The following is a 14549-nucleotide window of genomic DNA, read 5'->3' on the forward strand; positions in this document are numbered from 1 at the left end:
ACGCCGCTCGCTAGCGGTCCAACGGAAGCTGCACGTCTTCGATTTGCGTCGAGAAGCAATCGTTCGGTCTTGGGTACGGCAATTCGGCGAGCAGCAACGCCTCCCCGCGCGGGCCCGCTCTGGCGAGATCTATGCCGTCTGGTCCGGTGATCGCGCTGAGCCCTGTATACTCCAGGTTGCCTTCCGTTCCGCAGAGGTTCGCATAGGCGACGAACACACCGTTCTCGAGCGAGCGTGCCCGGATGAAGGTGGTGGGCACTTCGTGGTACGGAGCCATGTTCGCCGTCGGAACGATGATGATTTCAGCCCCGCGCCGCTTCAGCTCGCGCGCCATCTCGGGGAACTCGATGTCGTAACAGATCGCCATTCCGATCGTCCGGTCGCCGATGCGGGTAACCACCAGCTCTTTCCCAGGTACGAAGAGCCCCTTTTCATCCGGCCCGAACATATGAATTTTACGATAGACGGCGGCCAGATTGCCTTCGGCGTCAAATAAAGCAGACGAGTTGTAGAGTTCTCCGCCGGCCAGCTCGGGAAACCCGACGGCGATTGCGCAACCCTCTTCGCGCGCGATGACCCCGATCGCCCTCAAAGACGGGCCGTCGCTTGGCTCGGCTAGGTCCTTCAAGCGCGATCCGAGGTTGTATCCGGTCAAGAACAGCTCGGGCATGACGAGGAGGCTGGCCTCCCAGGATGCGGCCGTGCGCGCGATTGCGCGGATCTTCGCAATGTTCTTTGCTTTGTCTCCGGTGCAGGAGCTTGTTTGACAAACCGCCAGTCGCATTCCGCTCAGGTCTCTTGCTGATGATGTAGAAGGTAGCGGGGCAAGTGTGGGCCGATAGGAGATCGCACCCGCTCAAGACACATGTTCTGGAGAAGTGCAGCCGGCTTCAAGCGCCATTTTAGCAGCGGGCCGCAGCCTGCGCGGAAGCGCAACAGCTTATGCGTTCAGCCACAAGATCTGCTTTGTGCAATATTTATCGTCCCTCTCTGAAGACCAATCCGGCCAACCCACGAGTTTGCGAGATTTCGATGCCAACCGTCCTTGTTGTTTCCTCTAGCCCCTCAGAGAAGTCGAAAACCGCGGCTCTGGCGCAGTATGTGACCGATCACCTCTCGTCGATTTCGATGGACACCCGGCATCTGCGACTGCGGGACTTGCCACCCGCGCCGCTGCTGAGGGCCGATACCAGCGATCCAGCCATTGCCGAGGCAGCCGCGTTTTTGAAATCCGCGGACGGCGTCGTGCTGGTTACGCCAACCTACAAGGCCTCCTACTCCGGCCTTTTGAAGGTGTTTCTCGATCTGCTCCCGCAATATGCGCTTACCGGAAAGGCCATTCTTCCGCTGGCAACGGGCGGCACGCTCGCGCATGCGCTCATGCTCGATTACGCGTTGCGGCCGGTGTTGCATTCGCTTGGCGCGCGCCACAGCGTCCAGGGCCACTTCGTCATCGAAAGCGTCATTGATCCTGCGTCGCCGGAGCTCATCACAGAGCAGCGTTATAGGGACATGCTTGCCGACGTGATCCGGCAGTTCAATGGTGCGGTCAATTACGCGGAGAAGGCCGCTTAGTAGCGGCCGCTGCAGACGCAATAGAGCTATCCTAAATAAAAAAGCGTTCGCTAGAGTATGGCGAACGCTTTTGATTTTAATGGATGTGTCTCGGGTCATAAGCTGGAGTGGCGGAGGGTTGATGATCTCCCCTCCGCCATTGCCCCCCGGCTAGAACGCGACAAGATTTTCTTTCAAGGTCTTGCCCGTGTACTCGGTCCGGACCAAGCCCTTGCGCTGAAGAGCGGGCACCAGACCGTCGCAAACCTCGATGACGGTGCGGCGGTTGGTCGATTGTACGGGCGTGGTGATGAGGAACCCGTCGCCGCCGACCTGAGCCATGGTATCGGCCATTTTGTCCGCGACCTGCTCCGGCGTGCCGACGAGTTCGACGGACGCCACGATGCCGCCTGATGCTTCGACGACGAGCTGGCGGAGCGTTTTGTTCGATCCCCACTGCTGGAACATGTCGAGCGAACCTTGCTCGCCGTTCGTGCGCAGCTTCTCCGGCAGCGGCTTGTCGAGTTCGTACTTCTTGAAATCGATGTCGGTGATGGCGGAGATGAGCGCCAGGCACTGCTCCAGGAAGACCGGATCTGACGATTTGCGCTTGGCTTTTGCTTGGGCCTCCTGTTCGGTCTCGGCGAGGACGGGAGCCACGAGGAACAGCACCTTGATATCATCCGGGTTGCGGCCGTGCGCTTTGGCGCGTGCCCGCACGTCGTCGCGGTATTCCTTCATCTTCTCGATGCCCGGAGCGACCGCGACAATCGCATTGGCATGCTTCGCAGCAAAGTCGCGTCCCTTTGGCGAGCCGCCAGCCTGCACGAGCGCCGGAACACCTTGCGGCGAGCGCACGGTGTTGAGCGGTCCGCGGCACTTGAAGAACTTGCCTTCGAAGTTGACCGTGTGGACCTTCCGGAAATCCGCGTAGGTGCCGGACGCGCGATCGCGGACGACCGCATCGGGCTCCCACGAGTTCCAGAGCTTATAGCAGACGTCCATGTACTCATCCGCCATCTCGTAGCGGAGTTCGCGCGGCGGCAACGCATCCATTCCGAAGTTCTGAGCGGCGGCGTTCTCGGCCGAGGTGACGATGTTCCAGCCGAAGCGGCCACCGGCGAGGCTGTCGATCGTCGACGTCATGCGCGCCAGCAGGAACGGGTGATATGATAGGGTCGACATCGTTGCGACGATCCCGATGTTCTTGGTCGCGCCGCTGATCAATGCCGCGAGCGGCACGGGGTCGTGCTTGGGCGAAAAGCCGAGTGCATGCTTCAAAGAGATCTCGGCGGTTCCACCGTAGGATTCGGAAATCGCGAGCTTGTCTTCGAACATGATGTAGTCGAAGCAGGCGCGTTCCAGCGACTGCGCCATCTCAACGTAGAACTTGCCGTCCCAGGGTGCGCCACCGTTGGAGAATGGGCCGTTCCATTCATCGGACGTGAAGTTCGTGAACCAGCCAAGATGGAAGGGCTTTGCAGTCATTGATTTGTCTCTCCAGTGCGACGTTGCCGTCGAATAGCTCGTGTTCGTATTGAGCAGGATTAGAGCTGCTGGCCCAACGAGATTCTGAAGGCTTTACGCTAATCGACAAAAGATCATTCCCGACCGGAAAAAGCGGCCCCAGTCCTCGACTCTAAAGCGCGTTCACCAGGGAGGGAGAACCCGTATCCTGCTTCCAGGATGCAAGCGACTCACGCAGTTGTTTTTGCGTCTTTCCCGTCAAATCCACATCGCGAACGAGCGTTGCGCCGAACGCGCCCGGCGCCTGCGGGTCACGCCTGACTTTGCCGAACTCGATAACGCGCGTACCCAAGGAAAAGCCTTCTTCCAAGTCGTGGGTCACCATGAAGACGGTCATGCCCTGGTCTTTCCAAAGCTCGAGCATCAGCGCGTGAATTTGGCTTTTGGTCGGGGGATCGAGCGCGCCGAACGCTTCATCGAGGAGAAGGATCTTGGGTTTGCAGAGGAGCGCTTGCGCGATCGCCAAACGCTGCTGCATACCACCTGAGAGTTGCGCAGGATAATGGTTGAGGACGTGCCCTAGGCCCACGCGGCCCAGCATTTCGGTAGCAGCTTCGCGTGCGCTCGCCCGCTTCCGGCCGAAGAGAAGTCCGCCGAACTTCGATTGCGCGATATCCATGCCCAACATGGCGTTGCGGAGAACGGTGAGGTGCGGAAAGACGGAGTATCGCTGGAAGACGATGCCGCGATCCCGCGACGGCTCCGCCGTGATCGGTACGCCATCAATCAGGATCTCACCGCGGGTTATCGGCTCCATCGAAAGGAGTAGCCGGAGAAACGTCGTCTTGCCGCAGCCTGACGGCCCAACGAGGACGCAGAATTCGCCGCTTTGAATTTCGAAGTTCAACCGCTCGAGCACCGTGGCACTGCCGTATTCCTTCCAGACGTTCTTGATCGAGATTTGACTCATCAAACCGATGCCTTTGTCCACGGAAACAGCCGGGCGCTGAGTACTCTCAAGCCTAAGTCCATGAGGAATGCGAGTGTCGCAATCCACGCGACGTAGGGAATGATGATGTCCATCGCGAGATATCTTCGGACGAGGAAGATGCGGTAGCCGAGGCCGTCGGTCGACGCGATCGCCTCTGCTGCGATCAGAAAGAGCCACGCGGGTCCGATCGAGAAGCGAAGGCCATCCAACAAGCGCGGAAGCATTTGCGGCAGCACAATGCGCACGATGATCTGGAACGTCGATGCGCCCATCGTTTGCGCCTTCACCAGCAGCTCGTATGGCATCTGTTCGACGCGCAAAGCCAGTTCGCGGATGAGATAGGGCGCGACACCCAGGATGATGAGGACGATTTTGGAAAGCTCGTCGAGCCCGAAGGCAATGAAGAGGATTGGAAGCAGCGCCAACGGCGGTACGAGCGAGACCGCCGCCACGAATGAATTGCCTATGGCGGCGGCATAGGGGATCAGCCCCAAGGCAATACCAAAGACGATAGCGAGGGCGACCGAGATGCCCATTCCCAGTGCCAGTCTCTTCAGGCTGGAAAGGGTATCCGCCCAAAGCAGATAGTTGCCTGTGCGGACGTCGGGAGTGAAGGCCAGCTGGCTGAGCGCCGACCACATCGCGCCGAAGGACGGCAGGAGCTTATCATTGGGATTTTCATGCAGCCGTATGTCCGAGCTGATGACATACAGAATGAGGACTGCGCCGAACGGCAACAGCCCGAGGATCCTTGCGATCCCCGGGCTGAGCTTTTTATTGATGATGCGAGTCAACTCACAACTTTCCTTCTGCCGCCAGCGCAGTGAAGGTTGTGTTGAAGCGGAACTTGACGTTCTTCGCATCGCCGATGGTGGAGCCATCCGGGAATTCGATGCCGACGACGTCCTTCGACTTCGCGTTCTGGCCCAGCAGGCCGTGATCGAACGAGAAGCTGCGGACGAGTTCCATCGTCTTCTTCAAGGACGCGGAGTCCTGGAATTTGAGCGCATCAGCCGGCGTGTAGAACATGTAGGTCATGGCAAGCTGCGCCTTGAAGCCTTCTGCGTCCGTGGCGGATGCCGCTGCCATTGAGGCAATGGCCTTCTCCGCTTCGGGCGTGCCGGAATTCATCAAAGCCAGCATCTCGTACCAGGCGCCGGTGAGCGCTTTTCCGAGTTCGGGATTATCCTTCAGCGTTTCCGTGTTCACCGTCATCACGTCCATGATCTCTCCCGGAATCTGGGAGCTATCGAAAACCGACGTAGCGCCGGGCACTTTCTTGATGTCACTCAGCATCGGGTTCCAGCTGACGATGTTCTGAATTTCGTCCGAGCTCGTGAACGCTGAGACGGAGTCGCTTTCCGATGTGTTGACGGTCATTACGTCGCGCTCAGTGAGGCCGGCGCTGCTCAGAGCGCGAGCGAGCAGGTAATGCGACACGGAGAACTCGACGAGATGGACTTTCTGGCCTTTGACGTCAGCAATGGACTTACCCTTCTTCAGCACCATGCCATCGTTGCCGTTCGAGTAATCGCCCATGATGAGGACAGTCGTATCGACGCCACCGGCAGCAGGTATAGTCAGCGTGTCCATCGTCGCCATGGCGCAACCGTCAAACTTGCCGGCTGTGTATTGGTTGATGGCCTCGATATAGTCGTTTAGCTGAACCAGTTCGATCTTGATGTTGTACTTGTCGGCCCACTTCTTCAGGATGCCTTGGTCATTCAGATAGCCCCACGGCATCCAGCCCGCGTAGATCGACCATGCAATCTTGAAACTGTCCTTCTTTTCGGCCAGAGCGGGTGTCATCGAGACGCCCAAACATGCGGTGAGAGCGACGACGGTGGTCAGCAAGCGTTTGTACATCGATGTTTCCTGGTTACCTCAAGCGAGAGTTGACACAGATATCCAGTAAGCAGCCGGCGATGCCGGACCGCCTATTTGGCTCGGATGCTTGGATTGACGGAGTATGCGGTGTCGGATTGGCGATGCCATCGTTCAGTCGCCCTTTCAACTTGGCTAACACGATAGCAGTCTCGCCAGCGCCAACTTGCAAATGAGCGCACAAAGCGTTGTGCGATAATGCAGTGCATGATTTGGAATGTGCACCTCTCTTTCCACTCAGGCATGCCCACGCGCACAACGGTGGGCGCGGCCGCAAGCGTGCGGGCTGCGTGGGCCGCTCGCGGCTAGGTGAAGTGGTTTGCTAGGAGCCGCCTTGCGGGCCCTTGATGAGCGCATTCTGTGCTGCGGCAGCGCGCATTTCTCGCGGCGTCATTCCGTAACGAGATTTGAAATGCCGGCTGAACTGAGCCTGGTCGCTGAAGCCCCAGCGATAGGCGATTTCGCTTATGCGCTCCCGCCGATTGCATTCTACGAGTTGCGCGCGGCAAGCTTCCAGCCGCATGTCTCTGATCCAATGCGCTATCGACGTCCCGCTGCCCTGGAACAGCGTGTGGAGGTAGCGCACAGAGATGTTGCACGCACCCGCGATCATCTCGAGCGACAAGTTCGGATTGCCGATATTCTGCTTTACGAAGCGCTCAGCACGGGCGAGGTGCGCGCGCTGCACCGAGGACTGGGTGCTATTCACCGCACGGCTGTGGGACTCGATTGCAAGAACCAGCAGCTCGATGAAGGTATTGCCCAACCCTTCCGCCGAGCGGCCGTCTGGGCCAAACCGGTTTGGTACTTGCTGCACCATATCGAAAAGGAGACCGCCGACGCCGGAATCACCGTCGAACAGTTTGCCGTAGAAGGGGTCGAGCGACCGGATGTGCCGTTGGACCGAAGCGAACGGAAACTTGAGCACCCAGATTTCGTTGCTGTCCGTCTGCAGAAAGTCCGAGGGGGCGCGGCCCTTTTCAATAAAGAACTGCTTTTTGGGGCATTGCAGCCGAATGCCATCCTGCTCGAAGCAGATTTCCGAATGCGAAGAGAAGGAGACGAGAATATTCTCTTCGTTATCGCTTTGGACGTGGCCGGCTCTTCTGATGTAGCGGACTGCATCTGTCCGCATCCACGTGAGAGATGCGGTGCCTAGGTCCCAGCTTCGCAGGATCGCGTTAAAGCTATCTGCGTGCCGAAACGTCGCTTCGAACGGCAGAATTATCTCGGAAACGGTTTCCTGCCATGACCGCGCTCGTTGCGGCAGCGGCGCGGAGAGGACTGAGAACTCTCGATACATCCCATCTCATGCGTTGAGCTACATGGAGATGGTTGCAACTTCGATGCCAGCTTCAGACAGGTCCGGAAAACCACACTCCTTGCAGATTTTCGTGGCTGCCGCGGGGACTGCGCCGTCCTTCGGCTGCATGAATTTTTGGCGAAGCGCGAGATTTTCGCGCTTTGCGATGAGATGGCTCGGGCGCCGCGACGTGGGTTCGGCGTCTACTCGGCGGCGATCTTCCGGTACTCCAGAAGCGAATGGTCGAGCGCCGCAAGCACCCTCCTCTTTTCCTCACCGAAACTGGCCGAGACGCGGTCGCGGGGCCTCTCCAGCGGCACGTCAAAGATCGTCGCCACACGTCCGGGCTTAGGCTTCAACACGACAAGGCGGCTGCCTAGCGCTACGGCCTCTTCGATGTCGTGCGTGACAATGACCAAAGTCGGCTTACTGCCGGACCATAGTTCAAGCAAATGCTCCTGCAGCTCGACGCGCGTGAATGCGTCAAGCGCCGAGAACGGTTCGTCGAGCAAAAGAACGGAAGGCTGCATAACAAGTGCGCGCGCGATGGAAACCCGCTGGCTTTGGCCGCCGGATAGCTCGCGAGGCCAGCGTTTGCCGTAGTCGAGAAGGCCGACATTCTCCAACGCAGCGTCTACACGGGCCCTCCGCTCGACGGCGGGAAGATGCGCAAGCCCAAAGCCAACGTTTTGCCGGACTGTCAGCCACGGCATCAGGCGAGGCTCCTGGAAGATCACGCCTATGGACGGATGTGGCGCGGTGAGTTCCTTTCCATCGACCCACACGCTTCCCCAAGAAGGCCGATCAAGACCTGCCAGGAGGCGCAGCAAGGTACTCTTACCGCAGCCCGACCCTCCGACGATGGAGACGATCTCTCCCGCTGCGATGGTGAGCGAGATGTTGTCGAGCGCGACTGTTCCACCGGGGAAGGCTCTTCCGATTTGACGTGCTTCAAGCATGGATCAGCCGGTCCTGTTGGCGAAGCTGTCTTGCCAACGCAGAAAAGGTGCTGTGACCGTCAGCAACAACCAGTCCGAAGTTTTGCCGAGGACTGCGAAGACCAGCGTCGCGGTCACAATCTGTTGCGGCTTGCCGAGCTGCTGACCATCGACCAGCAGATAGCCTAGTCCCTCTGACGCGCCCATGAACTCCGCCGCGACGACGAACATCCAACCGAGGCCGAGGCCGCTGCGAAGGGCTATGACATATGCGGGAAGGATCGCCGGCAACAGCACGCGCCAGATGATTGCTATGGGAGACAAGCGGAAGACATTGCCGACCTCCACGATCTTGCGATCGACGGAAGCTATGGCGCCAAGAACGCCGAGATAGACGGGGAAGAAGACGCCAACCGCAATGAGCGTGACTTTTGAGGTCTCGAAAATTCCGAACCAGAGGATGAAGAGCGGAACCCAAGCGATCGATGGGATCGACCTCAGCGCCTGTAGCGACGGGTCGACGAGCCGGCGTAGCGCAAAGGAATAGCCGACGATCGCGCCGAGAACGGTTGCGGCGAGCGCACCGGCGAAGAAACCTGCAAACACGCGCACGGTCGTGGCTTGGACATGCGTCCAGAGCTCCCCAGATCGCGCCAGCTCCAAAAGCGTTTCGAAAATCGCGGAGGGTGGCGGCACCAGGCGCCCTTCTGCGAGGCCGCCCTGTACAGCCAATTCCCATCCGGCGCCAAGTAGGACAGGAAGGATGATCCCCCACAGCGGGGCCCGTAGACACCGCGTCCGCCTTGCGCCGGATTTAAATGCACGCGGCGCCTTCAAGGCGCCGGTGCCGCTTTCCTCAAGAACCGCCATGAATGTCAATTCGCGGCCGTAGAAAACTTCGTATCGATCAGGGCGTCCGTTGCGGCGGACACGTCCACATCGGGCTTGATGATGCCGGCCTTCTGGAGGGCAATGCCGGCTGCAAGGATTGTATCCTTCTGCGGTTGTCCGATCGTTGAGTGCGTCAGATCCGTTCTCTCACCAAGCTGCTTGGCGATAACGCCATCGGGAAGCTTTGTCGCCGTGACGAGCAGCTTGCGGAGGTCTTCGGGATGGCTGAGCGACCACTCGCGCGCTTTCTCGTAAGCTGCAAGGACGCGCTTGACGATTTCAGGATGCTCGTTTGCGAAAGCCTCGCGTGCGTTGAGCACACCCCAGGTGTTCGCAGCGGCATTCCGATAGAAGACCTTCGCCTCATTCTCAAGCTCCGCAGATGCCATCAAAGGGTCGAGCCCTGCCCATGCATCGACGTCGCCGCGAATGAGGGCTGCTTTGCCATCTCCGTGTTGAAGCACGACGACAGTGACATCCTTCTCCGTAAGGCCGGCTTCCTGTAGCGCGCGAATGAGGAAGATGTGAGGATCCGTGCCCCGGGTCGCTGCGACGCGCTTGCCTTTGAGATCGGCAACCGTGTTTATGCCGGTGTCCTTGCGCGTGACGAGCGCAGTCCATTCGGGGCGCGAGTACACGTAGATCGACTTGATCGGGTTGCCGTTGATGCGGCCGACGAGCGCGGCCGCTCCTGCAGTCGAGCCGAAGTCAATCGAGCCTGCGTTGAGAAATTCGAGCGCCTTGTTGGACCCGAGCGACTGAACCCAACGTATGGCGATGCCGTCCTTCTCGAATTCCTTTTCGAGTATCCCGTTCTCCTTGAGCGCCAGGGAGACAGGATTGTAGGTCGCCCAGTCGATCTTGATCTCTGTGACTTTGTCAGCGGCGTGGGCCGCAGAAGCTAACGTCAGCGCATACCCTATCGCGAGCAACGTCTTCGCGCGGTGCAGGAACTTCATGGCCTAACCCCTTTTTGTGCGATGGAGGCATTCTCAGGGAGGAACAATCGAAGCCAAACGAAGAAGAAGTTCTGAGGATATTCGGCCGCTTCGTCAGGTCGTCTGCACAAAATGGAATAAGCGGCTTCACATAAGGATTTCGAAAAAACTTCGTAGACGAGCAGATCTCCCGGCGTCAGCCTGAAAGGGCTTGCAACCGCAATTCATATTGTCGAGGGGATAATGGAACGCAGACGTCTTCTACTTAATGTTGGCCTCCTGGCGGCCGCAGTGGCTGCGTCGCTGCCGGCTGCCGGCGCACGTGCCGAGGCGCAGCGTGAGGTTCGTATCGGCTATCAAAAGAACGGCCTCTTCGTCATAGCGCGCGAGCAAGGCATCTTGGAGCGGCGGCTTGCCAAAGAGAATGCAACGGTCAAGTGGATTGAATTCCCATCAGGGCCGCCTTTGCTGGAGGCGCTTGGTTCGGGCAGCATCGATATAGGTCAGACGGGAGACGCGCCGCCCATCTTCGCCCAGGCGGCAGGTGCCAACCTCGTCTACGTTGCAGGCCAGCCCATAACAAATGGACAGGGTATTCTCGTCAAAGCCAACTCACCCATTCGCACGCTCGCCGATCTCAAGGGCAAGCGCATAGCGTTCACGAAGGGATCCAGCGCTCACACCGTCATTCTTCTCGCGCTGGAAAGAGCCGGGCTCAAATATAGCGACATAACTCCGACATATCTCAGCCCGCCAGATGCAGCAGCCGCATTTGGAAAGGATAGCGTCGACGCCTGGGCCGTATGGGATCCGTACTTGGCAGTGGGTGAAGCGAAGTATGGTGGCCGCGTCCTCGTGAAGCCTTCGGAGCTTGCGAAGACCAACTCGTTCTACATCGCAAACAAGACGTTTGCCGCGGATAACGGCGCCCTACTCGCGCAAGCGCTCGAAGGGCTTTCGGAGGCGGCGGACTGGGCCGATCATCACAGATCTGAAGTTGCGAGATCGCTGTCAGCTGTTACCGGACTTGACCTCAAGATCCAGACAGTCGCGGCGGAGCGCTCAACGTTCGTCGTAGGCAAGGTCTCGAACGAAATCATCGCGTCCCAACAGCACCTCGCCGATCGCTTCCTCGAACTCGGCCTCATCCCAAAGCCGATCGTGGTCAAGGACGCTGTCTGGAACCCGCCTCAATCGTGATCACTGAACACCATCTGCATCAATTCAGAATCCATCAAAGGAAAGAGACTCATGGGCATTTCTCGCAGGCTATTTGGCACGCTCGCGCTCGGGGCGATTGCCACTCAACTCGGCAGTGCCGCAGCGAGCGCAGAAGATAAGATCATCCGCATCGGCTATCAGAAGTACGGAAACGTCATCCTGCTGAAAGCCAAAGGCACGCTCGAGCCCAAGCTCGCTGCCATCGGCTACAAAGTGACCTGGAGTGAATTTCCGTTCGGCCCCCCGCTGCTCGAGGCCATCAACGCCGGCGCCATCGACTTTGGACATACCGGCGAAGCACCGCCCGTGTTCGCGCAGGCTGCAGGCAGCTCGATTGTCTACGTCGCCCATGAAGCACCGGCGCCCGCTGGTGAGGCCATCCTGGTTCCGAAAGATAGCCCCATCAAGTCGGTCGGAGATCTGAAGGGCAAGAAGCTCGCCTTCGCCAAGGGATCGAACTCGCACTACTTCGCCGTGAAGGCTTTGGAAAAAGCCGGCGTCAAGTACGGCGAATTCGAGCCCGTGCATCTGGCGCCTGCTGATGCCCGCGCGGCATTCGAAACCGGGAAGGTCGATGCGTGGGCGATCTGGGATCCCTACTATGCGTCAGCGGAAGCTGCCGGCAATGCCCGCGTTCTGACGGACGGCAAGGGCCTCGTGTCCAATCACCAGTTCTTCCTTGCAAGCAAGAATTACGTCGAGCCAAACGCCAAAGCGATCGACGTCGTTCTTGCGGAACTGAAAGCTGTCGATGACTGGGTGAAGTCCAATCCGAAAGCTGCAGCCGAGCAGTTGAGCCCGCCGATCGGCATTCCGGCACCCGTGCTCGAAGCGGCTTTGGTGCGCCAATCCTACGACATCAAACCGCTCGACGATGCAGTAATCGCAGAACAGCAGAGCATTGCCGATCAATTCCATGCGCTCGGCCTGCTGCCGAAGCCCATCAAAGTCAACGAAATCGTCTGGAGAGCAGGATCATGAGCGCGACTAACGCCAAAGGGATCAATGTCCTTTGGTTCTTACCAACGCACGGAGACGGCCGCTTCCTTGGAACTGCCAAGGGCGGTCGCGCCGTCGACCTGAAATATCTTCGCCAAATCGCCCAGGCGGCCGATGACCTCGGTTATTACGGTGTTCTCATTCCGACTGGGCGCAGCTGCGAGGACTCCTGGGTCGTTGCATCGGCGCTGGCGCCATTGACCGAAAACCTTCGCTATCTCGTTGCCGCGCGGCCAGGTCTCGTTTCGGCGGGAGTCGCAGCGCGCATGGCGGCGACGCTCGATCGTATTTCCAATGGGCGCTTGCTCATCAACATCGTGACGGGTGGCGATCCTGTCGAGAACAAAGGCGACGGGCTCTTTCTCGATCACGCGGAGCGCTATGAGGTCACACAGGAGTTCATTGACGTTTTCAAGGATCTCCTCTCCGGCAAAACCGTCAATCACTCCGGCAAGCACCTACGGTTCGAGGATGGGCGGCTCCTTTTCCCTCCCGTCCAGGAAGGCGGCCCTCCCATTTACTTCGGTGGTTCATCGGTGCCGGCAATCGACGTTGCGGCGCGAAGTGCTGACGTCGTTCTGACGTGGGGCGAACCGCCGGAGGACGTCGAAAAGAAGATCAAGCAGTTCAAGGCAGCGGCGGCAGCCAAAGGCCGGACCGTTAAGTTCGGCATTCGCCTCCACGTCATTGTGCGCGATACGGCAACCGAAGCCTGGAAAGCGGCCGACCGCCTCATCTCCCATGTCAGCGACGACACGATCGCGGCCGCGCAGAAGATTTTCTCGCGCCTCGATTCCGTTGGCCAGCAGCGGATGCTCGCGCTCCATCAGGGGCGGCGGGAAAAGCTCGAAGTCAGTCCCAACCTTTGGGCAGGCGTTGGCCTTGTCCGCGGCGGCGCGGGTACGGCCCTCGTCGGCGATCCGGAGACGGTGGCGACCCGCATCAAGGAATATCGCGACCTGGGAATAGAGACGTTTATTCTGTCGGGATATCCGCATCTGGAAGAGGCATACCGGTTCGCCGAGTTGGTCTTCCCACTTCTGCCCATCTCCCACGCCAAGCCGATCGAGACCGGGACTGTCAACACGGGCCCGTTCGGCGAGACGATCGCCAACGACATCCGGCCCTCGCCATTGAAGCAAGCGTCACAGTCATAACCGGCTGTGACCTGGCTTCCCCATCTGGCGGAAGTTTTAGCAACGCTTACAGGCTCGCGGTCGATTGACTGCGGGCCACCCGTCTCGCCCTGTCGATCACCTTCTCCCTGCTTGAACATGAGAAGAAAAGGTGATTAGTCTTTGTGGTGCGCGCCGACAATAGAGTCATCAGCGCCAATTCGGGCTGCCAGAATCGCTGGTCCGTTCAAGTGTAGAGATCGCTTCGCTTCTTCTGAAAGAGCGAAGTTCAGCCGTCCTCGCTTGAGACGACGATTCCCGAATCATCCTCTCTCTCAAATACCGGATCGATGTGACGGGAGCCGTTGCTGCGGGGATTCAATCCCTTTGGTTGGCTCGTCTGCTGGGCTCTGCTCAGCTCATCACAAGGAACACAACAATGTTGCATGGTGACATTTTCAGCAGCAATGACACGGTCGGCGTCGCGGTCGTGAACTACAAGATGCCTCGGCTGCACACCAAAGCCGAAGTCCTGGCCAACGCCCGTAAGATCGCCGAAATGGTGGTCGGCATGAAGACGGGTCTGCCGGGCATGGATCTCATAATTTTCCCGGAATATTCCACCCACGGGATCATGTACGATCAGAAGGAGATGTACGAGACGGCTACGACCATTCCCGGCGAAGAGACGGAGATCTTCGCTGAGGCCTGCCGTAAGGCAAAGGTGTGGGGTGTGTTCTCTCTGACGGGCGAACAGCATGAAGAGCACCCCAAGAAAGCGCCGTACAACACCCTGATCTTGATGAACGATAAGGGCGAGATCGTTCAGAAGTATCGCAAGATCATGCCCTGGGTGCCGATCGAGGGCTGGTATCCCGGCAACTGCACCTATGTGTCGGACGGCCCGAAGGGGCTGAAGGTCTCGCTGATCATCTGCGACGACGGCAACTATCCGGAAATCTGGCGCGACTGCGCGATGAAGGGCGCCGAACTGATCGTGCGCTGCCAGGGCTACATGTACCCGGCCAAGGACCAGCAGGTGATCATGGCCAAGGCCATGGCCTGGGCGAACAACTCCTATGTCGCGGTGGCCAATGCCGCCGGCTTCGACGGCGTCTATTCCTATTTCGGCCACTCGGCGATCATCAGCTTCGACGGCCGCACGCTCGGCGAATGCGGCGAGGAGGAGTACGGCATCCAATACGCCGCGCTCTCCACCTCGCTGATCCGCGACGCGCGCAAGAACAT

At 59.1% G+C, this 14549-nt stretch carries 14 protein-coding genes; 5 read left to right on the forward strand and 9 right to left on the reverse strand.

Annotated features, from left to right (window positions below; genetic code table 11):
* Nucleotides 1-10: 10 nt before the first annotated feature.
* Nucleotides 11-784 (reverse strand): carbon-nitrogen hydrolase family protein, encoded by a 774-nt coding sequence (locus VFG26_RS08540; RefSeq protein ID WP_325024246.1) that lies wholly within the window; start codon nt 782-784, stop codon nt 11-13.
* Between the two features lie 248 nt (nt 785-1032).
* Between VFG26_RS08540 and ssuE the strand changes: the two genes are divergently transcribed.
* On the forward strand, nt 1033-1575 hold the full coding sequence (gene ssuE / locus VFG26_RS08545; protein WP_325024248.1) for an NADPH-dependent FMN reductase: 543 nt from the start codon (nt 1033-1035) through the stop codon (nt 1573-1575).
* A 150-nt stretch (nt 1576-1725) separates the two neighbouring features.
* Here the strand turns inward: ssuE and VFG26_RS08550 are convergent, their stop codons facing one another.
* From VFG26_RS08550 to VFG26_RS08585, 8 genes are all read right to left on the reverse strand, one after another.
* Entirely contained in the window at nt 1726-3042 is a 1317-nt protein-coding gene (locus VFG26_RS08550) for an NtaA/DmoA family FMN-dependent monooxygenase (protein WP_325024250.1), read from the reverse strand.
* 151 nt (nt 3043-3193) lie between these two features.
* The gene (locus VFG26_RS08555; protein WP_325024252.1) at nt 3194-3991 is read right to left on the reverse strand and encodes an ABC transporter ATP-binding protein; all 798 of its coding nucleotides are present in this window, start codon (nt 3989-3991) and stop codon (nt 3194-3196) included.
* The gene (locus tag VFG26_RS08560) at nt 3991-4806 is read right to left on the reverse strand and encodes an ABC transporter permease (RefSeq protein ID WP_325024254.1); all 816 of its coding nucleotides are present in this window, start codon (nt 4804-4806) and stop codon (nt 3991-3993) included. The genes VFG26_RS08555 and VFG26_RS08560 overlap by 1 nt, the downstream gene beginning before the upstream one ends.
* A 1-nt stretch (nt 4807) precedes the next feature.
* A complete protein-coding gene (locus VFG26_RS08565; protein WP_325024256.1) occupies nt 4808-5878 on the reverse strand; it encodes a putative urea ABC transporter substrate-binding protein in 1071 nt (356 codons plus the stop codon).
* Between the two features lie 340 nt (nt 5879-6218).
* Nucleotides 6219-7199 carry a helix-turn-helix domain-containing protein gene (locus VFG26_RS08570; RefSeq protein ID WP_325024258.1) on the reverse strand — a complete coding sequence of 327 codons (981 nt, stop codon included), beginning with the start codon at nt 7197-7199 and terminating at the stop codon, nt 6219-6221.
* Between the two features lie 203 nt (nt 7200-7402).
* A complete protein-coding gene (locus VFG26_RS08575) occupies nt 7403-8158 on the reverse strand; it encodes an ABC transporter ATP-binding protein (protein ID WP_325024260.1) in 756 nt (251 codons plus the stop codon).
* 3 nt (nt 8159-8161) lie between these two features.
* A complete protein-coding gene (locus tag VFG26_RS08580) occupies nt 8162-9007 on the reverse strand; it encodes an ABC transporter permease (RefSeq protein ID WP_325024261.1) in 846 nt (281 codons plus the stop codon).
* A gap of 5 nt (nt 9008-9012) precedes the next feature.
* Nucleotides 9013-9987, reverse strand: coding sequence for an aliphatic sulfonate ABC transporter substrate-binding protein (locus VFG26_RS08585; RefSeq protein WP_325024263.1), 975 nt, complete (start codon nt 9985-9987; stop codon nt 9013-9015).
* A gap of 222 nt (nt 9988-10209) precedes the next feature.
* Here VFG26_RS08585 and VFG26_RS08590 point away from each other — a divergent pair, with 222 nt between their 5' ends.
* The 4 genes from VFG26_RS08590 to VFG26_RS08605 all read left to right on the forward strand — a co-directional run.
* On the forward strand, nt 10210-11166 hold the full coding sequence (locus VFG26_RS08590) for a sulfonate ABC transporter substrate-binding protein (protein WP_325024265.1): 957 nt from the start codon (nt 10210-10212) through the stop codon (nt 11164-11166).
* Nucleotides 11167-11217: 51 nt separating this feature from the next.
* Nucleotides 11218-12168, forward strand: a complete 951-nt coding sequence (locus tag VFG26_RS08595; protein ID WP_325024267.1) for a sulfonate ABC transporter substrate-binding protein — start codon at nt 11218-11220, stop codon at nt 12166-12168.
* Nucleotides 12165-13343 carry an FMNH2-dependent alkanesulfonate monooxygenase gene (gene ssuD / locus VFG26_RS08600; protein ID WP_325024269.1) on the forward strand — a complete coding sequence of 393 codons (1179 nt, stop codon included), beginning with the start codon at nt 12165-12167 and terminating at the stop codon, nt 13341-13343. Before VFG26_RS08595 ends, ssuD begins: the two co-directional genes overlap by 4 nt.
* 397 nt (nt 13344-13740) lie before the next feature.
* The coding region (locus VFG26_RS08605; protein ID WP_325024271.1) for an aliphatic amidase at nt 13741-14549 on the forward strand (809 nt) is incomplete at its 3' end.

This window comes from Hyphomicrobium sp. (assembly GCF_035687085.1).
Taxonomy (GTDB): Bacteria; Pseudomonadota; Alphaproteobacteria; order Rhizobiales; family Hyphomicrobiaceae; genus Hyphomicrobium_B.